A 20,838-nucleotide genomic window follows, 5' to 3' on the forward strand; every position below is an offset into this window, starting at 1 on the left:
GGTGGCCAGGAATGGACTCGAACCCCCACAACCTTACGATCGTCAGCACCTGAAGCTGGTTCGTCTACCAATTTCGCCACCTGGGCATACCTTTATTATAGAGGGATTGGCATTTCTAGGCCATTTCTGTCCCCATTTGGCTTTCTCCCTTCAGACTTGGCGGTTTGATACAGTAGCCTTATTCATAACAAAAATAGATATCACTAGAGATATAGACGGTGCATGTATTGCCGAAGGAATTAAATGCGTAAAGCAAAAAACTTGATGCCACCCGAGACTGACCGTTTTGGGACAGTTCAGGGGCATCGAGATGGATTTGGATTTGTCATTCCCGATGATGGTAGTGAAGATATCTTTCTAGCAGAAAGAGAAATGTCGCGCGTCATGCATGGCGACAGAGTCAATGTCAGAGTTCTAGGTACGGATCGTCGTGGCCGTCCAGAGGGTCAAATTGTTGAAGTTGTTCTGCATGCCAATAAGGTGGTTATCGGCCGTCTTCTAAATGAGAATGGCGTTTTGATTGTCGCGCCTGAAGATAAGCGTATCGGCCACGATATTTTGATCCCGCCTAAAGCGCAAGGGAATGCGAAATTAGGACAGGTTGTTAGTGTTGAGATTATTGATTATCCAGATAGTTATCGCCAAGCTGTTGGTCGCGTAGTTGAGGTCTTGGGCGAAATCGATGATCCCGGTATGGAAATTGAAATCGCCGTTCGTAAGTACGGTGTACCTCATGAGTTTTCTGCCGCCGCTCTTAAAGAAGCTGCAGCTTTGCCAGATTCAGTGCAACAAGCCGATCTAGAGGGCCGAGTTGATTTGCGCGATGTGCCTTTGGTAACTATTGACGGTGCTGATGCACGAGACTTTGATGATGCCGTCTATTGCGAACCCGTGATGTACGGCAAAACCAAGGCTTGGCGCTTGATTGTGGCTATCGCCGACGTGTCTCATTACGTTAAGCCAGGACAGCCACTGGATGATGAGGGCTTATTGCGCGCCACTTCGGTCTATTTCCCAAGACGGGTTATTCCGATGCTGCCTGAAAAGATCTCGAATGGTCTTTGCTCGCTCAATCCCGGGGTGGACCGTCTGTGTATGGTTTGCGATTCAGTTGTAGATAACAGCGGTATTGTTTTAGCGTATCAGTTTTATCCAGCGGTAATGCACTCTGCTCAACGCTTTACCTATGACGATGTGTGGGAAATTCTTTCCAACCGTCAAGGTCCTGAGACAACACGTTTCGCTCAGTTCCGTCCATTGCTCACAAATCTTTACTCGCTTTATAAGATCCTATTTGCCGCTCGTGAGAAGCGGGGCGCAATCGAGTTCGAAACTACTGAGACTCAAATCATTAGTAATGAGCTTGGCAAGATTTTGCGCATTGAGCCACGCATTCGCAATGACGCTCACCGCTTAATTGAAGAATGCATGTTGACCGCGAATGTTTGTGCTGCGGATTTTATAGATAAAAATAAACATCTCAGCCTGTATCGAGTTCATGGCGAGCCATCAGAGGAGAAGTTGGTTACCTTGCGCCAAGTGTTGAGAACTTCTGGGCTTTCATTGGGCGGTGGCGAAAAGCCTAAGCCACGCGACTTTGCAAAACTGATTCGTGAAATCAAGGATCGTCCCGACGCTAATATGCTTCAATCCGTCGTTTTACGCGCCATGCAGCAGGCGATGTATCAGCCAGATAACGAGGGCCACTTTGGCTTAGCTTATCCAGCGTATTCGCATTTCACAAGCCCGATTCGCCGCTACCCTGACTTGCTCACGCATCGGGTGATTAAATCGATTCTCCAGAAAAAGCCTTACGTGCCAGTATTGCCGCCTAAGGTGCCTCTTAATTTGACTCTGCCACGAAAAGGCAAAGGTCGTGAGAATGCAGTTAATGCCAAGAAATCTCAGAGCGACGCAAAAGCAGGTGTAACCAAGGGTTCTAAAACACCTAAAGGTGCAAACGCTGCTTTACCAATCTGGGGTCAATTGGGTGTTCACTGCTCATCTAACGAGCGCCGTTCGGATGAAGCCTCTCGAGATGTCGAGGCATGGCTTAAGTGTTACTACATACGCGATCATTTAGGTCAAGAATATGCGGGAACAGTAACCGGTGTAGCGAACTTTGGATTATTTATTCAGCTAGACAATCTCTTCGTTGAAGGCATGGTTCATATTACTGAGCTTGGCGGAGATTATTTTCAGTTTGATGAAGCGCGCCAAGAGTTACGTGGTGAACGTACAGGTATTCGTTATCGCTTAGGTGATCGTGTGCATGTATTGGTTAGTCGTGTTGACTTAGATGCGCGCAAGATCGAATTCAGTTTAGTTAAATCTGTTGGCGCAGAGCCGGGGGGATTCTCAAATCGCCGTCAATTATTCCTAGCAACCGACACTGGTAGGTCGAATAAAAAAGCGGCTTCGCAAAAAAGCCGACCTGATAGCAAGGTTCCACAAAAGCCTAGTGGTATCAATGTGAATGCCGCGAAATCTGCTGGTACCCTGAGCGCCAACCAATCGAAGAGCAAAGCTGCGCGTAAAAGCGGTAATGCCAGCAAGCCCGGAAGATCTGTTGGTAAGCCTCCAGTTCGTAGCACTAAAGCGCGTCGCAAATAAAGATTGAGTTAGAGAAATAAGATGAAGCAAATATTAGTTGGTTTTCATGCGGTCCAAGCGCGTTTACGTGTAGACCCGGATAGTGTGAAGTCGGTGTACTTCGATCCCAGTCGTCACGACCGTCGCATGGGGGATTTCTTAAAACAGGCTGAAGAAATTTTGGGTGAGCGTCTTCATGCAGCTGATGCGGAGCGCTTGCATAAGCTAACAGGGCATGACCGTCACCAAGGTGTTGTCGCTTTGGCTGAAAAAATGACCATCGCGCGCACTATCACTGAGGTGGTTGAGGATGTCAAGGGTGCTCAAAAGAAGCCTTTGTTCCTGGTATTGGATGGCGTGACTGATCCTCATAACTTTGGCGCCTGCCTTCGGGTTGCTGATGGCGCTGGCGTAGATGCGGTAGTCATTCCAAAAGACCGTTCGGCGTCAATTAATGCCACCGTCAGTAAAGTGTCTAGTGGCGCTTCTGAAGTAATGCGAGTGATTACCGTTACCAATCTTGTGCGTAGTATGAAAGAAATGCAAGAGGCGGGTGTTTGGTTAATTGGTACTGATGATGAGGCGACAAAATCGATTTATGACATTGATCTCACTGGTTCTATCGGTATTGTGATGGGGGCTGAAGGCGAGGGAATGCGCCGTCTTACAAAAGAGAACTGTGATGAGCTCGTGCGCATCCCGATGCAGGGCGTTGTTTCTAGTTTGAATGTATCAGTAGCAAGTGGCGTATGCTTATATGAGGCATTAAGACAGCGCTTAGCCAAAACGGCCAACAAAGCTGCCAAGTAAAACAAGGAGCTTCATATGAAATGCAATATAGGACACAACGATCGCGTTCTGCGCATGACGGTCGGCGTTACGCTAATGGGATTAGCGGGCTTTGTGATTACCGGCCCCTGGGCTTGGATTGTGGTTATTCCTTTGCTAACGGGAAGGATTGGTAATTGTCCGGCTTACTCGATGCTTGGTATCAATACAGCCAAGAAGTAATTATTTGGCCAATAGTGTTTCTAGCTTCTCGGTATCTACACAGAAGTTTCGAATGCCTTCGGACAATTTCTCGGTTGCCATGGCATCGTTATTGAGCTGCAGGCGGAAGCTGGATTCATCGAGCTTTAAGGGTGCAATACCTTCGGCTTGAGCCTGTGCGGCATTGAGTTTTAGCTCAACAGGTGCATTGCTGTTTTGGAGTTCAGCCAGTAATTCTGGGCTAATGGTTAAGAGGTCACAACCAGCCAACTCTAGAATTTGACTGGTATTTCTGAAGCTCGCTCCCATGATCTCGGTTGGGATGCCAAAGTGCTTGTAGTAATGAAATATTCGCTTAACGGAAGTCACGCCAGGATCATTTGCTCCCCCATTCGCGCTATCGTTCCAATTGGCACCTATCTTGGCCTTATGCCAATCGGTAATACGGCCCACAAATGGAGAAATGAGTTTGGCGTTAGCGGCGCCGCATGCCGCAGCTTGGACGAGCGAGCAGAGTAGTGTCATATTGCAATGAATACCTTCGGTTTCCAGTGCTTTTGCAGCAGCGATTCCTTCCCAGGTACCAGCTAGCTTAATCAGAATGCGTTTGCGATCAATGTCATGAGATTCGTATAGAGTAATTAAATGCTTTGCTTTGGCGATCGTACCTTTGGTGTCAAAAGAGAGTCTGGCATCCACTTCCGTAGAAATACGCCCTGGAACAATTTTCAAGATCTCTAAGCCAAATGCCACGAGGATGTAATCTACCAGGTCAGTTGGACTCATGCGGGGATGTGCCGTTTTTACGGATTGCACTAAATCCTGGTAATGGCTTTGCTGGGCAGCCTTCAAGATAAGCGAGGGGTTGGTAGTGGCATCTTGTGGTTGAAAGGCCTGCATGCGCTCAAAATCGCCTGTATCGGCGACTACTGTGGTGAGTTTCTTTAGTTGGCTGAGTGCTGAGCTTGGGTTGTTCATAAGGGGATTCAAGGTTCTAAAGTGGTTATTAGATGATTATCATATGATAGATGGATTAATTACTCCCCTTTGGTAAAGGCGTTTAGTAGCAATATGAATCAAGATCAATTAAAGCAACTGGTGGGTGAGGCGGCACGAGATGAGGTGCTCAAGTTTCCCTCTGGACAAGTTTTGGGTGTAGGTACAGGTTCGACTGCTAACTGCTTTATTGATGCGCTATCCCCCCATAAGGATTATTTTGCGGGCACCGTATCAAGCTCTAATGCGACAACAGAGCGTTTGTTGAAGCATGGTTTTAAAGTGCTGAATCCGAATGATGTCCAAGGTTTGCCTGCCTACGTAGATGGTGCTGATGAAATCGATCCAGCTGGTCATATGATCAAAGGGGGCGGCGGAGCACTCACCAGGGAAAAAATTATTGCCTCCATGGCAAATCAATTTATTTGTATCTGTGATGCATCAAAACAGGTATTAGTGTTAGGTAACTTTGCGTTGCCGGTAGAAATTATTCCACTTGCGCAAGGCGCCGTTAGTCGTGAGTTGGAAAAGTTCGGCGGTAAGGTGAGTCTGCGTCTTGCAAAAAATACTCGCGCCGACCTGAATCAAACCGCTAGCGAACCATTTGTAACCGATAACGGTGGATGGCTCTTGGATGTGGCGGGGCTCAAAATTACCAACCCCATTCAGATGGAAGCGCAAATCAATCAAATTGCCGGCGTGATTACCGTTGGCTTATTTGCTAAAGAAAAAGCCAATATCTTATTAGTTAGCAATGCCGCTGGTGTTGAGCGTATTGCCTTCTAATGATTGGTTAATCAATGGTTGAGATATTAAAAAACCCGACGGGGTATGCCCATCGGGTTTGTTTGCCATGGTCTCCATGGCACAGGCTCTCGGAAGGTGTTTAGTTCCTTAGCCTATAAGCGCATAGATGCACTTATTTAGAGTGGCTTTCGCCAATGTAGTGGGACACCATAACTGTCTCACCACGACTTCATCCTATGCCTCTGATTTTGGCTTGTCAACGCCTCAAGTCATAAATAAATCAATATTTTTGAAATTTATTCCACCGGAGGTGGCACGTAACCTTGGGCGGTGTCGGCACCGCCTTCAAAGAAATGCTTTTCTACTTGTTTTAAGAGGTATTGACGCGCACGAGGGTCTGCCATATTGAGGCGATTTTCATTAATGAGCATCGTTTGCTGCTTTAACCAAGCGGCCCAAGCCTCTTTGGAGACTTGATTCCAAATCTTTTTACCAAGCTCGCCAGGAAGGGGCGCGAAATCCATTCCTTCTGCCTCTTTGTTGAGTTTGATGCATTGAACCATGCGTGCCATCTGTAATGCCTTTCTAAGATTGCTTATAGATCTTTTGTTAAAACCATGGACTTGCGGTCCCAGTTATAGATTTGTTTTCTTTCTTCTGGCAGATCATCAACCGAAGCTCGTTTAAAGCCACGCTTTAAAAACCAATGCTCAGTTCTGGTGGTGAGAACAAATAATTTTTTAATGCCTTCTTGTTTGGCGCGCATCTCCACCCGCTTCAATAGGCGCTCACCATCACCGGATCCCTGAACATCAGGATCAACGGCAAGGCAGGCCAATTCACCAACACCATTCGGAAATGGAAAGAGGGCAGCACAGCCAAAGAGTACGCGGTCATGCTCGATGACAGAGAAGCGGTGAATATCGCGCTCGATTACATCTTGACCGCGTGCAGCCAAGATACCTTCTTCTTCAAGGGGCATCGTCAATTGCAAGATTCCGCCGACATCATCTTGGTTGGCCTCGCGCAAGTTTTCAATATCGGATGAGGCGAGCATCATGCCAATACCATCATGAGTGAATAATTCCTCTAGGAGTGCGCCATCTTGATTGGATGGCAAGAAGTGAACGCGGCTAACGCCAGCCCGAATGGCTCTACCAGCCGTGTTGAGCAAGCCCTTCATGCCCAAGTCCATCTCTTTATTCTGCACTATGTATTCTTGTAGCTGTGGCATTGATAGTTCGGTAATGAAGTCGCCTTCAACATCTTTTAAGCCCGCATAGGGGCTTAAGAAAATAAGCTTATCGGCTTTCAGTGCCGCAGCGGTTGATGCTGCTACATCTTCATACGCTAGATTGAATGCCTGACCGGTTGGAGAAAAGCCCAAAGGCGATATCAGAACAATCTTGTTGCTATCAAGAGATTGTCTAATGGATCCAGAATCGACTTTGCGAACCAGGCCGGTGTGAATGTAATCGGTACCCTCTACAACGCCTACTGGCATTGCGGTAATAAAGTTACCGGAGATTACTGAAATACTTGAATCAGCCATGGGGGTATTTGGTAAGCCACGGCTAAATGCCGCCTCAATGTCCAGACGTAATTCACCGGCGGTTTCTTTAACGCACTCTAGTGCAGCCGCATCAGTGATCCTGTAGGAATGCATCGCGCTTTTGCCAAACTCGCTTTTGATATTGCGCGGCGTTAACTGCTCTTCAATTTGAGGGCGAATACCATGAACTAGGACAATCCGCATACCCATGGCATGCAACATGGCGATATCTTCAATCAGGTTCTCAAGACCAATTTCTTGGACGAGCTCGCCTGCAAAAGCGATGACAAAGGTCTTCTCGCGGAAGCTATGAATATAAGGCGCGACATCGCGTAACCACCCCACAAAAGGGAGGTTGGAGGTCGTTTCTTCAGCCAATGAGGCCTGGTTTGGTGCATTTGTCGGCATAGTGAGAAAATTATATGGTGCAAGAGTCTATAAACCAACCAAAACCCAAAGCAATCCCTACACCTGTGCCTGCTTCCAACACCTTGCGGCGCTTGGATGTTCGCTTTCCGGAGGAATTGCCAGTTTCCGGTCAGCGTCAGCTGATCAAGGATGCCTTGCTGGCTCATCAGGTGGTGATTGTTTGTGGTGAGACGGGTTCGGGTAAGACTACCCAGTTGCCAAAGATCTGCTTAGACCTCGGGCGAGGAACGATTAACGGCGGCAAGCTTATTGGCCACACTCAGCCTCGCCGGATCGCAGCTACTGCAACAGCCAAACGTATTGCCCAAGAGCTCGGTTCGCCAATTGGCCAAGATGTAGGTTATCAAGTTCGCTTTGCGGACAAGACCAGTAATACCGCTTCTATCAAGTTGATGACAGATGGCATTTTGTTGGCTGAGACGCAACGCGATCCTCAGCTACGCGCCTATGACACCCTCATCATCGACGAAGCACATGAACGCAGTTTAAATATCGATTTCTTATTGGGTTACTTGCGTCAGTTATTACCAAAGCGACCAGACCTCAAGCTGATTATTACTTCTGCGACCATTGACGCCCAGCGCTTTGCCGAGCATTTTGCTTTGAATGGCAAAGTAGCGCCGGTGATTGAAGTGAGCGGGCTATTGTTTCCGGTGGAGCAGCGCTATGCGCCATTGGAGCCAGATGCAAAACCAGATGGCAAGAAAGAATCTAAGACCGCCAAAGAAATGCCGGATGCGGTTGTAGAAGAGATCACTCAGTTATGGCGCGAAGGCGCAGCCGGCGCAGGTGATGTATTGGTGTTCTTGCCGGGTGAGCGCGAGATGCGCGACTGCGCTGAAGCATTGCGCAAGGATCATGTATTGCAGCAACGCTTTCATCCGGAGATTCTCAGCTTATTCGCCCGGCAGTCCGTTGCCGAACAAGAGAGAGTATTTAGTCCTGCTAATGGTAGAAGAATTATTTTGACCACCAACGTAGCGGAAACCTCTTTAACCGTTCCTAATATTCGATATGTAATTGATAGTGGTTTAGCGAGAGTAAAGCGCTACTCTTATCGTAATAAGGTGGAGCAACTTCAGATCGAACCAACTTCGCAAGCGGCAGCCAATCAAAGAGTGGGGCGTTGCGGTCGTGTATCTGACGGTATCGGTGTGCGTTTATATAGTGAGCAAGATTATCAAGGCAGATCTAAATTTACCGACCCTGAAATATTACGCAGCTCTTTAGCCGCAGTGTTATTGCGCATGAGTTCTTTGCGCTTAGCCAAGATTCGGCATTTTCCGTTTATTGATAAGCCTTTGGGTAGAGCTATTGCCGATGGCGTACAACTCCTTGATGAGTGTGGCGCAATTGCATTTGATGAGTCTGAGTTAGTGGATGGCAAAGATATCAACAGCAGCTTCAAACTGACTGCTATATGCAAACAATTAGCGGATTGACCGCTAGATCCCCGCATTGGGCGGATGCTGCTAGCCGCTAAAGAACAAAACGCACTAAAAGAAGTAACTTATTATTGCTTCAGCCTTGGCCACACAGGATCCCCGTGAGCGCCCCATGGAGCAGGCTGCAGCGGCTGATCAGGCCCATTTGCAGTTTGCGGAAGAGCGTTCCGAGTTCTTGAGTTTCGTTACGCTCTGGAATTGGTATCAAGAGGCTCTGCAACACAAACACAGCAATCGTCAGCTTGAGAATCTATGCAAAAGTAAATTTCTCTCACCACGTCGTTTGCGCGAGTGGCGCGATGTGCACGGCCAGCTCCATACGATGTTGGGTGAAAAGGGCTGGAAAGAGAATGACTTACCTGCTACTTATGAGCAAATTCACTTATCTTTATTGACTGGGCTGCTAGGTTATGTAGCCAAAAAAGAAGAGGATGAACAATCTCAGGACCGCAATAGTAAAACTGGTGGGTATGTTGGCGCGCGCGGTATTCGTCCTTTTATTTGGCTCGGCTCCACCATTGGCAAAAAGGCGGGTGCTTGGATTTTGGCGGGTGAGTTGCAAGAAACCAATCGCATGTATGCCAGAACGATTGCGAAGATTGAGCCCCAGTGGGTAGAGCGCGTAGCGGCGCATCGTCTCATTAAGTCCTTGAGTGATCCATTTTGGGATAACCGTCAGGGTGAAGTAATGGCGTTTGAGCGAGGTACTTTGTATGGTTTACCGATCTACAATGGCCGTCGCGTGCGTTATGAGCCACATAATCCAGATGAGGCAAGAGAGTTGTTTATTCGACAAGCGCTAGTTCAGGAAGAAATGTTTGGGCGCATGGGTACGCCTGCCCTACAACGGGAAACAGAATCTGACGCCAAGAAAAAATATCCCAATGTGTTTGCTTTCTTTTGGCAAAACCGCCGTCTCATTAAAGAAATTGAGGCTTTAGAGCATCGCTCCCGTCGCCCAGATGTATTAGTCGATGATGATTTGTTGGTTGCGTTTTATGAATCTCGCATTCCAAAAGAAGTGTGTGGGAGAGAGGATCTAAAGTCGTGGCTCAGCAAAGAGAAGGATTTAGATAGTCAGCTACGTCTAGAAACAGCGGATTTGATGCGCCATGAAGCTGCGGGCATTACTGTAGATCGCTATCCCAAAACTATGCTGGTCGGTGGTGCACCACTCAGTCTGACTTATCACTTTGAACCCGGCAGTCCAAAGGATGGGGTCACTCTAGTAGTTCCCTTGACTCAGCTGAATCAAGTGGATGGACGTCGCTGCGAATGGCTGGTGCCGGGGATCTGCGAGGAGAAGGTGTTGCTCTGAAGTCCTTGCCTCACAAGCTGAGGCGTTATTGCGTGCCACTACCAGATTACGCCAAGCCTTTTTTGGAGCGCAAGCTAGAAGAGAAGCAATTTGGTGTAGGTGATTTTTTGGATAGCTTGATAAGCGATATTCGCAAAGAACGCGGATTGGATATTAAGCGTACCGATTTCAGGCCCGAAGCATTACCGCTACATTCATCAATGAACTTTCGTTTGATTGATGAGCATGGTCGACAGCTCGAGGTGGAGCGGAATCTGACGCGCTTACGTTCTGAGTATGGGCAGACAGCTCGAAGCGCGTTTCAAGTGAGTGCCCAAGAAACTGCACAAGTTGAATTGGGTGTTGAGTCACCCGTAGGTGAAAAATCTAAACTCAATGCAAATGGAGGCGCAAATACTGCCGATACCACTCGCAAGGTTGAGCAGGGCGGTTACCGTGCCTGGGAATTTGGTGAGCTACCTGAAACGCTAGAGATTCAAAAGAGCAATAAGACTCTATTTGGTTATCCCGCCTTAGTTGATCGCGGCGATTTCTGCGATCTGGAGGTTTTTGACGATCTGGAGGAGGCGCGCAAGCAGCATGCTCTAGGGTTGTGTCGCCTATTTGCGCTGAGCAATAAGAACACGCTGAAGGCCTTGCAAAAACAATTGCCCGGGATTCGGGAATTGGGTTTGTTATTTATTAACGTGGGATCAGTGGATGGTTTGATAGAGCAGATTCTCAATCTAGCGCTGGAACGCGCATTTATGACTGAGCCTTTGCCAGTGAATGCTGACCAATTCATCGAGAGATTACAGGCCGAAAAGCCGAGATTGGCCTTAATTGCTCAGGAGATTTCTCGCCATGCGTTAAATGCATTGCAAGCATATGCTGATTTACAGAAAAAAACCGCTAGCGCGAAAGCGGCCTCACCATCTGCTTATGCCGATATTCAATCCCAGCTGCAAGGTTTAATCTTCCCCAAATTTGTTGCTGAAATACCTTATGCCCAATTGGTGCATTTACCGCGCTACCTAAAAGCGGTTGCGTTGCGGATTGATAAGTTACGCTCGAATCCTAGTCGTGACGCCCAGTGTCAAAAGGACTGGGAATCGGTTGCGCGTCCCTGGCAAAAATTGATGCAAGGAAAGAAAGGCGCTACTTCCTATGCGATGGCTCAGGACCAGGCCTTAATGGATTTTCGGTGGCAGCTAGAAGAGCTCAGGGTGGCCTTGTATGCTCAAGAGCTTAAAATGCCAACCCCCATATCTTTAAAGCGCCTTGAAAAGGTTTTGGCAAGCTTGCGCTAGGTCAAATTCACAGTCATATCCATTGGATTTTTGGGGTTTGAAGTCTCTCCGATTGCTTACAATGTAGGTATGTATACATTTATCAAAATTAGAGGTTTTCGCACTCTTGCGACTTTCGCTTTATTTTCATTTCTTTTTGGCAATCAATCTGCATTTGCCCAGGCTGGTAACGGCATGACACCGGCCGCACCGGTAAATCAACCAAAGTTGGCCGTTATTCTCAATTCTGGTGAAGCCTCGGTTAGTTTGATTGACATGACTACTCGTCAAGTGGTTAAAACTATTCCAGTAAGTAAAGAGCCACATCACCTAATGATCACCCCCGATCAAAAAACCTTGCTAATCACCAATGCGGCGGGTAATGACGTGGTGTTGATGAATCCTACTACTGGTGAGTTGACGGGTAAGATTCCAAACATCATTGATCCGTACCAAATCGGGTACTCACCAAACCATAAATGGTTCATCGCAAATGGCAATCGTTTGGATCGTGTGGATATTTATTCTGCTGATGGTGCCAATCTGAAGTTGGCGAAAACGCCAAATCATATTGCCTTTACATCAGATAGCAAAATCGCATTTATTACTTTGCAAGACTCCAGTGAGCTTGCGGCGATTGATTCGGAAACGCAAAATGTATCGTGGGTGATGTCTACAGGTAAAGTGCCCGCTGGTTTATGGATGACACCAGGAGATCAATATTTATTGGTTGGCATTACTGGCGAATTATCCAGGCAAGGGAGCGCATAATTATCACTGGACTCCCAGCCGGCCCGGATGACATGGAGATTACCCCCGATGGAAAAACACTCTGGATTACTTTCCGTTTCTCTAAAAAGGTTAGGGTAATTGATATCCCAACAATGAAGTTGGTAACTGTGATTCCCGTTGGGAAATCCCCTCATGGCGTCTTCTTTACTCCAAGGGCTGGATGGGAGTAAGTATCATCATGAATCGCATGAGTCATAAGGCATTCATACGTATTACAGCCGTCCTTTTGATCGGCTGTTTTTCATTGTGAGCTATTGCTCAGGTTGCAGAGTGCAATAAACAGGTTTACCTCACCTTTGATGCAGGCAATATAGCGGTCGCTGAAAAGGTTGCGGAGATGCTGCAGCGTCAAAATGTGAAGGCCACTTTCTTTTTGGCGAATGAGAAAACATTCCGCGGCGACTTTTCCATGGACGATTCATGGAAAACGTATTGGCAAGCGCGCGTTAAGGAAAGTCATCACTTCGGTAATCATACTTTTGACCACACTTATTTTGTCAAAGATGGTCTCAAAGGCGAGGTATTTGAAAAACCTCAATTTGGTTCCAAGGCCGGCATGACCCTGTCGTACAACGAAGCGGCAATGTGTAAAGAAATTCGCCGAGTAGGCCAGCGTTTTCAGGAGCTTACCGATCAGCCCATTCAAAAGATTTGGCGTGCCCCGGGTGGTACAACCTCTCCAACATTGATTCGGATGGGGGATATGTGTGGTTATGAACATATAGGTTGGGCTTCTACGGGATTCTTGGGTGATGAACTGAACTCGTATAAGCATCCCAATAGCGTTCTGCTAGATAAAGCAAGCCGTAGCATCAAAGATGGGGATATCACGATAGCCCACTTGGGTATTGGGTCTCGGAAAGACCCTTGGGCGCCTGCTGTTTTGGAGCAGCTCATTATTAATCTGAAGGGGCGCGGGTTCTGCTTTGGACTGTTACCCAAAAATGATGTAAATCCGTCAAAATAAAGCATGGATTTCAACGCGATCACTTCTGCGATTGCATCCGCTTACGCCAGCACTCAGGAATTTCTTTTTTCAAACGTTGTAGGTCCAATTCTGTACCAGTTTGATTTGATGTCTTGGGCTGAGGATGTATTCGATGGAATTGATTGGTTTTTATTTGGCTGTATTCAAATTTTCTTAATCATTGTCTTATTAAGAACATGGGAGCGTTTAGCTTCAGCTGAAAAACAGGAGCGTTTTGCTAAGTCGAGCAGGGCAGATGTTATCTACACGCTATTTCATCGCGTCATGTTTATTGCTTTATCTGGGTTCTTTTTGGAGATTGCCTCCATGCTTCATGATTTCCGTTTTGATCGATTGAATGTGGAGTCTTGGTGGCCTGGGGTTAGCTCCATTCCGGCGGTGAGTTTTTTTAATCTACTTGGTGCTACTAGATTTTGTTGATTACCTCTACCACCGGGCTTCGCACGCATTTAATTTGTGGTGGCAGTTACATGCTTTGCATCACAGTCAAACGGTGATGACCGCATGGTCAGACAACCGTAACCACATTCTGGACGACATCACGCGAGCCACTTTCATGGCTTTCTTTGCGCTTTTATTGCTCGTATCTCCCGGTCAATTCATTATGCTGCCAATATCAATGTGCATTTAGGGATCGCGAAATATTTCCTCATTTCTCCCATGTTCCATCGTTTGCATCATGCGGTTGGGTATGGACATGAGGCTATAGGTAAGCCTGGCGTTCTGGGAGGTTGTAATTTTGATATTTTGTTTCCCTGGTGGGACATGTTGTTTAGAACAGCCATCTTCCCAAAAGAGGTCTATCCTACAGGGGTGAGAAGCTTAACGGTTTCCCCAGAACATCCTTACTCAACAGTGGCAAGGACTTGTTCATGCCCTTAAAGAAATCATGCCCAAGTAGACATCAGTCTTAGGCAATAGGAGTTGTATGGTTGGATTACAGCAGGTATTCAAATCGTTTGGAATGGCTTTAGTTGGAACCATGCATCCTCGTATGCTGTGGCTCAGCTTAAGACCATTTCTAATCGTCTCCGTTTTATGGGGTTGTCTTATTTGGCTCACATGGGCGCCTGTTCTAGAGGCGCTCAGCATCTTTCTGACTACCTCTGTATTCACGAGTTGGATACAAGACGGCCTCATTTGGGCGGGTTTTGAAAATGCGAGAGCTTGGATCGCGCCACTATTTTTCGTGATGCTGATCATTCCTTTGATCACGATCAGCTTGCTCGTGTTGATTGCTTTTTCAACAGTGCCTTCGATTGTCAAAATCGCGTCCAGGCAAGCGCAATTCCATGATTTGGAATGCAAGCGCGGCGGGGGTTTCTTTGGCAGCGTGATTTATACCCTATGGTCAGCGTTAATTTGCTTGGCATTAGTGATGTTGACATTGCCAGTGTGGTGGGTTCCTCCGCTTGTGGCGATATTGCCTCCATTGCTTTGGGGCTGGCTAACCATGCGACTCATGTCATATGATGTTTTGGCCAAATATGCTAGCGCAGAAGAGCGTGATTTGCTGATTCAAAAATATCGCTGGCCTTTACTCTGCATGGGTATCGCATCGGGGATGTTGGGCGCAGTACCTACTTTCTTTTGGGCAACCTCCGCATTGGCTTTAGTGCTGTTTCCGATAGTGAGTTTTATCGCGCTTTGGATTTATTCTTTAATCGTTGTGTTTGCCGCTTTGTGGTTTAGCTATTTCCTCTTAGATGCTCTTAAGCAATTAAGAGAGGAGGAATTGGATCAAGCCCTCACAGTGCAGTCACGAGTTGTAGATATGGAGCTTCCATATCATGGCCAATAAGATGGTTGATGCAATTAAAAAAGTGGAGATTGATGCAGCTAAAGATGTATCAACAGCGATGCAGCGACGCTTTGGTCTCATTATGATTGGCGACGAGATATTGTCTTGGCGCCGTCAAGATAAGCACATGAGCAAGTTGATTGAGCTTCTGAATGAGCGTGGCCTCAGTCTTGCCTGGACTAAATATGTTACCAATGATCCAGCGCAAATTACAGCCACCCTAAAAAACAGTTTCGCGAGTGGTGATGTGGTGTTTAGTACGGGCGGCATCGCCGCGACACCGGATGATCACACGCGTTATGTGTAGCGCTTGCTTTGGGCACCAAAACAGAATTGCATCCAACAGCGCGCGAGTTGATTGCTGGACGTATTCAGTCGATGGCAGAGGGCGATCCAATCAAGTCGGATTTAAATACTCCCGAAAACCTACATCGCTTCAAGATGGGTGAGTTTCCAATCGGTAGTGAAATTATTCCGAACCACTATAACCAAATTCCCGGTTTTCGCATTCGGGAACATCACTTCGTACCTGGGTTTCCGATGATGGCTTTGTGCTTGGATACCCACTATAAAGACCTTTTTCATCAAGAAAATTGGGCTGAACAGAGTTTTATTGTGCCCAATGGCATCGAATCCACGTTGACCTCTTTGATGGAGCGTATTGAGGCTAACTTCCCTTGAGTGCAGGTCTTTAGTCTGCCGTCGGTGGGGGATGTCACCAAGGGGGCGTATGCCCAGCGCCACATCGCATTGGGCATCAATGGCAATGCCAACTTGCTAGCAAGTGCATGGATAGCCCTGCGTACAGGAACCCAGGACCTCGGTTACGAAATCCACGATATCAGTTCTCAATTTGCACTAAAAAGGTGCAAATTGAGGTAGTTTTGGCTGCTTGAGTGGTATTTCAGCACTTAACAGTGCGATAATGAGAGTTTCCAGTTGTTTGCTTCAGTAAATTACATACATCTATTGGGCATGTTTGATGCCTGGAATCAACAAGGGCGTATGCCTTAAGTTTTGATTCCGAATTTAGTTAATAAGAGGGGATTTGCATGACGAAGGCCGTCGCTGATGTGATGAAGTTAGTTAAAGAGAAAGAGTGTACTTTTGTTGATTTCCGCTTTGTGGACACAAAGGGCAAAGAACAGCACACGACAGTTCCCATCTCTGCTTTTGACGAAGATAAATTTGAGAGCGGTCATGCATTTGACGGTTCTTCTATCGCTGGCTGGAAGGGTATTGAGGCTTCAGATATGTTGCTCAAACCAGATCCAACAGCGGCTTACATCGATCCATTCTATGAAGAGCCAACCTTGGTTTTGACATGTGATGTGATTGAGCCGGCTGATGGTAAAGGTTACGATCGTGACCCACGTTCTATCGCTAAGCGCGCAGAAGCCTACCTCAAGAGCACTGGTTTAGGCGATACAGCTTACTTTGGTCCAGAGCCAGAGTTCTTTATTTTTGACGGTGTTCGTTGGGGCGCTGATATGCAGGGCTGCTTCGTGAAGATTGAATCTGAGGAAGCTCCATGGTCTTCTGCTGCTGAAATCGACGGGGGTAACACTGGCCATCGTCCAGGCAAAAAAGGTGGCTATTTCCCAGTTGCCCCAGTAGATACATTCCAAGATATGCGTTCTGAAATGTGTTTGATTCTCGAATCACTGGGTATTCCAGTGGAAGTGCATCACCATGAAGTTGCTGGCCAAGGTCAAAACGAATTGGGCACTAAGTTCAGCACATTAGTAGAGCGTGCTGACTGGACTATCTGGCAGAAATACGTGATTCAAAACGTAGCTCATGCTTACGGTAAAACAGCAACATTTATGCCTAAGCCTGTAGTTGGTGATAACGGTTCTGGTATGCACGTTCACCAATCTATTTGGAAAAATGGCGAGAACTTGTTTGCGGGTAACGGTTATGCAGGTTTGTCAGAGTTTGCATTGTTCTACATCGGCGGCATTATTAAGCATGCCAAGGCATTGAATGCGATTACCAATCCAGGCACAAACTCATACAAGCGTTTGGTGCCGGGCTTTGAGGCTCCAGTGAAGTTGGCGTACTCAGCACGTAACCGTTCTGCGTCTATCCGCATTCCACACGTTTCCAATCCTAAGGGTCGTCGTATTGAAACTCGCTTCCCTGATCCATTGGCAAACCCATACCTCTGTTTTGCGGCATTGATGATGGCTGGTTTGGATGGTGTTCAGAACAAGATTCATCCAGGCGAAGCTGCTGACAAGAACTTGTATGACTTGCCACCAGAAGAGGACGCAAAGATTCCAACCGTATGCGCGAGTTTGGAAGAGGCATTGGAAGAATTGAAGAAAGATCATGAGTTCTTGACTCGTGGTGGTGTATTCATTGAATCCATGATTGATGCATATATCAATTTGAAGATGGAAGATGTCACACGTTTCCGTATGACAACTCACCCAATCGAATTTGATATGTACTACTCTCTGTAAGCGAAGGAGAGAACTTGAGCGCATGTCTGTTGCGCAATTCGTTCAAAGGAGCGGCTTCGGCTGCTCCTTTGTTTTCGACATTGCGTGATCAGATGCCTAATGCCATTGTGGTATTTGAGGCTGAGACCCAACAATTGGTGTACGTGAACCCGGCTGCTGAGTCAGCTTTGGATCTTTCGCGTAAATCACTTGAGGGTCAAGCTGTGCACAATTTATTTGGCGATAACCTCGCTTTGGTTGGCATGATTAGCGAGGTGAAGCAAAACCATTTCTTGGCGCAACGCCAAGAAATGGTTTTGCTTCACTACATGGCAGTATTCATCAAGATTCCATTCCTGCGCATGTAGTAGTGGCAGCCTTGGAGGATACCACCCTCATCATGATGGCGTGGTTTCCAATTGACCAGCAATTGCGGAGCGAGCGTGATGAACGCGTGACCCAGCAAGTCGAAGCAAATAAACAGTTAATGCGTAATTTGGCGCATGAGATTAAAAATCCTTTGGGTGGAATTCGTGGAGCAGCTCAGCTGTTAGAGTTTGAGCTACCTGAAAAAGGTTTGCGTGCATATACCCAAGTCATTATTCAAGAATCAGACCGTCTGCAAATTTTGGTAGATCGTATTTTGACGCCGCATCGCAAAGCGCATGTGATGGAATCCTTTAATGTGCATGAAGCGCTGGAGCGAGTGCGCAGCTTAGTTCTGGCTGAGTTTCCCAAAGGACTCAGGATGATTCGGAACTATGACACCAGTCTGCCAGATGTATTGGGGGATCGTGAACAGTTGATACAGGCGGTTCTGAACATCGTGCATAACGCTGCCCAAGCGCTTTCTGAAGAAATTCAAAAAGGTGTTTCGCAAATTGAATTAAAGACGCGTGTGGCTCGTTCGGTGACGATTGCAAAACATCGCTATAAGTTAGCGATGGATCTACATGTGATTGATAACGGGCCTGGTATTCCGGAAGACATGATTGAACGCATCTTTTTCCCCTTGGCTTCGGGAAGAGAGAGCGRTAGTGGGCTTTGGCTGACATTAGCTCAAACCTTTGTGCAGCAACACCAGGGGTTTATTGCCTGTGATAGTCGTCCTGGACGGACTGATTTTTATATTCAAATTCCATACCGTAGGCAGGAGAAAGCATTATGAAGCCAATCTGGATCGTAGATGATGATCAATCCATTCGCTGGGTTTTGGAAAAAGCTTTAGCACGCGAGAATATTCCGCATAAAAGCTTTTCAACCCCCAATGACGTTCTGAATGCCTTGGAAAAAGAAGCTCCACAGGTATTCATTTCGGATATCCGCATGCCACGCGGCAATGGTTTGGATCTTTTGCAGCACGTAAAGGATAGTCATCCCCCAATTCGCCAGTCATTATCATGACAGCTTATTCGAATTTGGATTCAGCGGTTTCCTCGTTTCAATGGGGCGCATTTGAATACCTTACTAAACCATTTGATGTGGAGAAAGCTGTCGAACTAATCCATCGAGCGGTTGAACAGGGCATTCGGAATGAATCTGGCGCTAAAGAATTAACAGCTTGGCGACAAGACGCCACCGAAATCATTTGTCAAGCCCCAGCCATGCAAGAAATCTTCCGTGCTGTTGGCCGCCGATGCGATAAAAATGTCCGCCTGACAGCACCCTCAATAAACGGGTTTGCAAATCCAACGGGAGATCGCCAACCTCACCCAAAAATAGCGTGCCGCCATCAGCCTGCTCAAAGCGGCCTCGACGCAAGGTTTGAGCCCCTGGAAAGACGCCTCGTTCGTGACCAAAAAGCTCGAACTCCAATAAAGCTTTCGGCACAGCGGAAGTACTCAAAGAAATAAATGGTCCTTTAGCGCAAGGGCTATGCTTATGGAGAGCATGAGCCACCAATTCTTTACCGGTACCGGACTCTCCAGTAATTAATACAGTTGCATTTGAGTGGGCTAAGCGGCCAACATCCCATTAAGGAAAATGTACGCATCATTGCTTCAACCCATCAAAATCTCGATGCGCGAGTAGCGGCGGGTTTATTTCGTGAGAATCTGTTGCATCGTCTCAATGTTATTCGTTTGCGTATGCCTTCTTTGCGTGAGTGCAGTGAAGATGTTCCGATGCTCGCTAGACATTTCATGCTTAGCTGCGCCAAGTTTTTAGGTGTTGAGCCCAAGAAATTATCTGATGAAATTTTAAAACAGATCAGCGCAATGCCATTTCCTGGTAATGTGCGTCAGCTGGAAAACTTATGTCACTGGTTAACGGTGATGACACTCGCTAACGTGATTGGCGTTAGCGATCTACCCGCAGATATCGTCGCGGAAGCTAGTGAGCAACCCGTGATTTTGCATGGCGAATCTTCCCCCAGCAATCCCACTGCTAAAGTATCTTCGGGCGACTGGGAGAGTGGTGTGGCCCGTCTTGCGGTCAAGATGCTGCAGGATGGTGACAAAGAAGTGTTTGATACATTAACCGCGCGATTCGATAAGGCGGTATTGCAAGCGGCCTTGGAGGTGACTCGCGGCCGTCCGGTTAATGCGGCTCAGAGTCTAGGTATTTGGCGAAATACAATCACGCGTAAATTACAGGGACTGGAAATTGATGACTGATTTAGTGCGAATAGCTGCGTGGAATGTGAACTCACTAAAGGTTCGCCTCCCACAAGTGCTGCGCTGGCTCCAGGATCAAGAAAAAAAGCGTCAGCCGATTGATGCGCTCTGCTTGCAAGAGCTTAAGCTAACGGATGATAAATATCCACATAAGGCACTAGAAGAGGCTGGTTATCTCAGTCTTGCCGCAGGGCAAAAAACCTATAACGGTGTTGCGATCATTCTGCGTAAGGCTGCTTTAGCGCCGCTTGCCTCTGATGTAGATACCGCCTTTCTAAAGCCCGTCAGAAATATTCCCAACCACGAAGATGAGCGGCAGCGTATTCTTGCGGCGACGGTCTGTTTTGCGGGTACTCAGCCAATGAGGCTTGTTTCAGCATACTTTCCAAATGGACAAGCTCCCGATAGTGACAAGTTTGCATATAAGCTGAATTGGTTAAGTGGCTTGCGTACTTGGTTGGGTGAAGAGCTACAACTAAACCAACGTTTAGCGCTTCTTGGCGACTTCAATATCGCTCCAGCAGATGAAGATGTTCATGATCCCAAGGCGTGGGAAGGGCAGAACTTAGTGTCCCCGCCTGAGCGCGATGCTTTTCGGGAGTTAATTAAGCTTGGGCTCAATGATTCATTTCGGATGTTTGAGCAAGCTCCCAAAACATTTAGTTGGTGGGACTATCGCATGATGGGCTTTAGAAGAAATGCTGGGATGCGTATCGATCACATCTTGTTAAGCAAAGACTTAAGAGAAAAATGCACCGCTAGCACAGTGGATAAAGAGCCGAGAACGTGGGAGCAGCCTTCTGACCATGCTCCCGTGATAGCGACAATTAAAAAAACCTAAGAAAAAGCCAGGCGGCT

18 protein-coding genes and 4 pseudogenes are annotated in these 20,838 nt (G+C 47.1%); 18 read left to right on the forward strand and 4 right to left on the reverse strand.

Annotated features, from left to right (window positions below):
- Nucleotides 1–243: 243 nt before the first annotated feature.
- Genes rnr through DXE35_RS03395 form a run of 3 tightly spaced genes read left to right on the forward strand, consistent with a single transcriptional unit; the run spans nucleotide 244 to nucleotide 3,603 of the window.
- On the forward strand, nucleotides 244–2,613 hold the full coding sequence (gene rnr / locus DXE35_RS03385) for a ribonuclease R (RefSeq protein ID WP_114689571.1): 2,370 nt from the start codon (nucleotides 244–246) through the stop codon (nucleotides 2,611–2,613).
- A gap of 21 nt (nucleotides 2,614–2,634) precedes the next feature.
- Nucleotides 2,635–3,402, forward strand: coding sequence for a 23S rRNA (guanosine(2251)-2'-O)-methyltransferase RlmB (gene rlmB, locus DXE35_RS03390; RefSeq protein WP_114689572.1), 768 nt, complete (start codon nucleotides 2,635–2,637; stop codon nucleotides 3,400–3,402).
- 15 nt (nucleotides 3,403–3,417) lie between these two features.
- Nucleotides 3,418–3,603: a YgaP family membrane protein gene (locus DXE35_RS03395; RefSeq protein WP_114689573.1), complete on the forward strand. Its 186-nt coding sequence runs from the start codon at nucleotides 3,418–3,420 to the stop codon at nucleotides 3,601–3,603.
- Here the strand turns inward: DXE35_RS03395 and tal are convergent, their stop codons facing one another.
- Nucleotides 3,604–4,560: a transaldolase gene (gene tal / locus DXE35_RS03400; protein ID WP_114689574.1), complete on the reverse strand. Its 957-nt coding sequence runs from the start codon at nucleotides 4,558–4,560 to the stop codon at nucleotides 3,604–3,606.
- Between the two features lie 93 nt (nucleotides 4,561–4,653).
- Between tal and rpiA the strand changes: the two genes are divergently transcribed.
- Nucleotides 4,654–5,364: a ribose-5-phosphate isomerase RpiA gene (gene rpiA / locus DXE35_RS03405; RefSeq protein WP_114689575.1), complete on the forward strand. Its 711-nt coding sequence runs from the start codon at nucleotides 4,654–4,656 to the stop codon at nucleotides 5,362–5,364.
- A 257-nt stretch (nucleotides 5,365–5,621) separates the two neighbouring features.
- Here the strand turns inward: rpiA and DXE35_RS03410 are convergent, their stop codons facing one another.
- Nucleotides 5,622–5,897, reverse strand: a complete 276-nt coding sequence (locus DXE35_RS03410) for an oxidative damage protection protein (protein WP_114689576.1) — start codon at nucleotides 5,895–5,897, stop codon at nucleotides 5,622–5,624.
- Between the two features lie 23 nt (nucleotides 5,898–5,920).
- Nucleotides 5,921–7,285 carry an amino-acid N-acetyltransferase gene (argA, locus tag DXE35_RS03415; protein ID WP_114689577.1) on the reverse strand — a complete coding sequence of 455 codons (1,365 nt, stop codon included), beginning with the start codon at nucleotides 7,283–7,285 and terminating at the stop codon, nucleotides 5,921–5,923.
- Nucleotides 7,286–7,299: 14 nt separating this feature from the next.
- Here argA and hrpA point away from each other — a divergent pair.
- The 12 genes and pseudogenes from hrpA (at nucleotide 7,300) to DXE35_RS03460 (ending at nucleotide 18,769) form a co-directional block, all read left to right on the forward strand.
- Nucleotides 7,300–11,358: pseudogene (gene hrpA / locus DXE35_RS11330) on the forward strand (ATP-dependent RNA helicase HrpA).
- 174 nt (nucleotides 11,359–11,532) lie between these two features.
- A pseudogene (locus DXE35_RS03425) lies at nucleotides 11,533–12,299 on the forward strand (YVTN family beta-propeller repeat protein).
- A gap of 83 nt (nucleotides 12,300–12,382) precedes the next feature.
- A complete protein-coding gene (locus DXE35_RS03430) occupies nucleotides 12,383–13,096 on the forward strand; it encodes a polysaccharide deacetylase family protein (protein ID WP_269459897.1) in 714 nt (237 codons plus the stop codon).
- Nucleotides 13,097–13,099: 3 nt separating this feature from the next.
- A complete protein-coding gene (locus tag DXE35_RS09560) occupies nucleotides 13,100–13,537 on the forward strand; it encodes a hypothetical protein (protein ID WP_197713949.1) in 438 nt (145 codons plus the stop codon).
- On the forward strand, nucleotides 13,518–13,748 hold the full coding sequence (locus tag DXE35_RS11335) for a sterol desaturase family protein (RefSeq protein ID WP_415070279.1): 231 nt from the start codon (nucleotides 13,518–13,520) through the stop codon (nucleotides 13,746–13,748). Before DXE35_RS09560 ends, DXE35_RS11335 begins: the two co-directional genes overlap by 20 nt.
- Nucleotides 13,739–13,999, forward strand: a complete 261-nt coding sequence (locus DXE35_RS09570; RefSeq protein WP_197713951.1) for a sterol desaturase family protein — start codon at nucleotides 13,739–13,741, stop codon at nucleotides 13,997–13,999. Before DXE35_RS11335 ends, DXE35_RS09570 begins: the two co-directional genes overlap by 10 nt.
- 46 nt (nucleotides 14,000–14,045) lie before the next feature.
- The gene (locus DXE35_RS03440; protein ID WP_114689578.1) at nucleotides 14,046–14,918 is read left to right on the forward strand and encodes an EI24 domain-containing protein; all 873 of its coding nucleotides are present in this window, start codon (nucleotides 14,046–14,048) and stop codon (nucleotides 14,916–14,918) included.
- Between the two features lie 58 nt (nucleotides 14,919–14,976).
- Nucleotides 14,977–15,800 (forward strand): annotated as a pseudogene (locus tag DXE35_RS03445) (competence/damage-inducible protein A).
- A 170-nt stretch (nucleotides 15,801–15,970) separates the two neighbouring features.
- Entirely contained in the window at nucleotides 15,971–17,386 is a 1,416-nt protein-coding gene (gene glnA, locus DXE35_RS03450) for a type I glutamate--ammonia ligase (RefSeq protein WP_114689579.1), read from the forward strand.
- A gap of 14 nt (nucleotides 17,387–17,400) precedes the next feature.
- Nucleotides 17,401–17,733, forward strand: a complete 333-nt coding sequence (locus tag DXE35_RS11340; protein WP_415069914.1) for a PAS domain-containing protein — start codon at nucleotides 17,401–17,403, stop codon at nucleotides 17,731–17,733.
- Nucleotides 17,734–17,735: 2 nt separating this feature from the next.
- Complete coding sequence (glnL, locus tag DXE35_RS03455; RefSeq protein WP_415069916.1) at nucleotides 17,736–18,533, forward strand: nitrogen regulation protein NR(II); 798 nt, start codon at nucleotides 17,736–17,738, stop codon at nucleotides 18,531–18,533.
- A complete protein-coding gene (locus DXE35_RS03460) occupies nucleotides 18,530–18,769 on the forward strand; it encodes a response regulator (RefSeq protein ID WP_114689580.1) in 240 nt (79 codons plus the stop codon). The genes glnL and DXE35_RS03460 overlap by 4 nt, the downstream gene beginning before the upstream one ends.
- Before the next feature lie 225 nt (nucleotides 18,770–18,994).
- On the opposite strand, the pseudogene DXE35_RS03470 reads toward DXE35_RS03460, so the two are convergent.
- A pseudogene (locus DXE35_RS03470) lies at nucleotides 18,995–19,333 on the reverse strand (sigma 54-interacting transcriptional regulator); the annotation flags it as partial.
- On the opposite strand from DXE35_RS03470, the gene DXE35_RS03475 reads away from it, so the two are divergent.
- Nucleotides 19,312–19,980, forward strand: a complete 669-nt coding sequence (locus DXE35_RS03475) for an AAA-type ATPase lid domain-containing protein (protein WP_162784953.1) — start codon at nucleotides 19,312–19,314, stop codon at nucleotides 19,978–19,980. The pseudogene DXE35_RS03470 and the gene DXE35_RS03475 sit on opposite strands and share 22 nt — an antisense overlap.
- A complete protein-coding gene (gene xth, locus DXE35_RS03480) occupies nucleotides 19,973–20,821 on the forward strand; it encodes an exodeoxyribonuclease III (protein ID WP_174220937.1) in 849 nt (282 codons plus the stop codon). The genes DXE35_RS03475 and xth overlap by 8 nt, the downstream gene beginning before the upstream one ends.
- The last annotated feature ends 17 nt before the right edge of the window (nucleotides 20,822–20,838 follow it).

Origin of the sequence: Polynucleobacter necessarius (genome assembly GCF_900095215.1) — a bacterium.
GTDB lineage: Bacteria > Pseudomonadota > Gammaproteobacteria > Burkholderiales > Burkholderiaceae > Polynucleobacter > Polynucleobacter necessarius_H.

What these genes read in the sequence shown, in the direction of transcription:
- rnr (WP_114689571.1), top strand. Translation starts at nt 244, where the DNA reads ATGCGTAAAGCAAAAAACTTGATGCCACCCGAGACTGACCGTTTTGGG.
- rlmB (WP_114689572.1), top strand. Translation starts at nt 2,635, where the DNA reads ATGAAGCAAATATTAGTTGGTTTTCATGCGGTCCAAGCGCGTTTACGT.
- DXE35_RS03395 (WP_114689573.1), top strand. Translation starts at nt 3,418, where the DNA reads ATGAAATGCAATATAGGACACAACGATCGCGTTCTGCGCATGACGGTC.
- tal (WP_114689574.1), bottom strand. Translation starts at nt 4,560, where the DNA reads ATGAACAACCCAAGCTCAGCACTCAGCCAACTAAAGAAACTCACCACA.
- rpiA (WP_114689575.1), top strand. Translation starts at nt 4,654, where the DNA reads ATGAATCAAGATCAATTAAAGCAACTGGTGGGTGAGGCGGCACGAGAT.
- DXE35_RS03410 (WP_114689576.1), bottom strand. Translation starts at nt 5,897, where the DNA reads ATGGCACGCATGGTTCAATGCATCAAACTCAACAAAGAGGCAGAAGGA.
- argA (WP_114689577.1), bottom strand. Translation starts at nt 7,285, where the DNA reads ATGCCGACAAATGCACCAAACCAGGCCTCATTGGCTGAAGAAACGACC.
- DXE35_RS09560 (WP_197713949.1), top strand. Translation starts at nt 13,100, where the DNA reads ATGGATTTCAACGCGATCACTTCTGCGATTGCATCCGCTTACGCCAGC.
- DXE35_RS03440 (WP_114689578.1), top strand. Translation starts at nt 14,046, where the DNA reads ATGGTTGGATTACAGCAGGTATTCAAATCGTTTGGAATGGCTTTAGTT.
- glnA (WP_114689579.1), top strand. Translation starts at nt 15,971, where the DNA reads ATGACGAAGGCCGTCGCTGATGTGATGAAGTTAGTTAAAGAGAAAGAG.
- DXE35_RS03460 (WP_114689580.1), top strand. Translation starts at nt 18,530, where the DNA reads ATGAAGCCAATCTGGATCGTAGATGATGATCAATCCATTCGCTGGGTT.
- xth (WP_174220937.1), top strand. Translation starts at nt 19,973, where the DNA reads ATGACTGATTTAGTGCGAATAGCTGCGTGGAATGTGAACTCACTAAAG.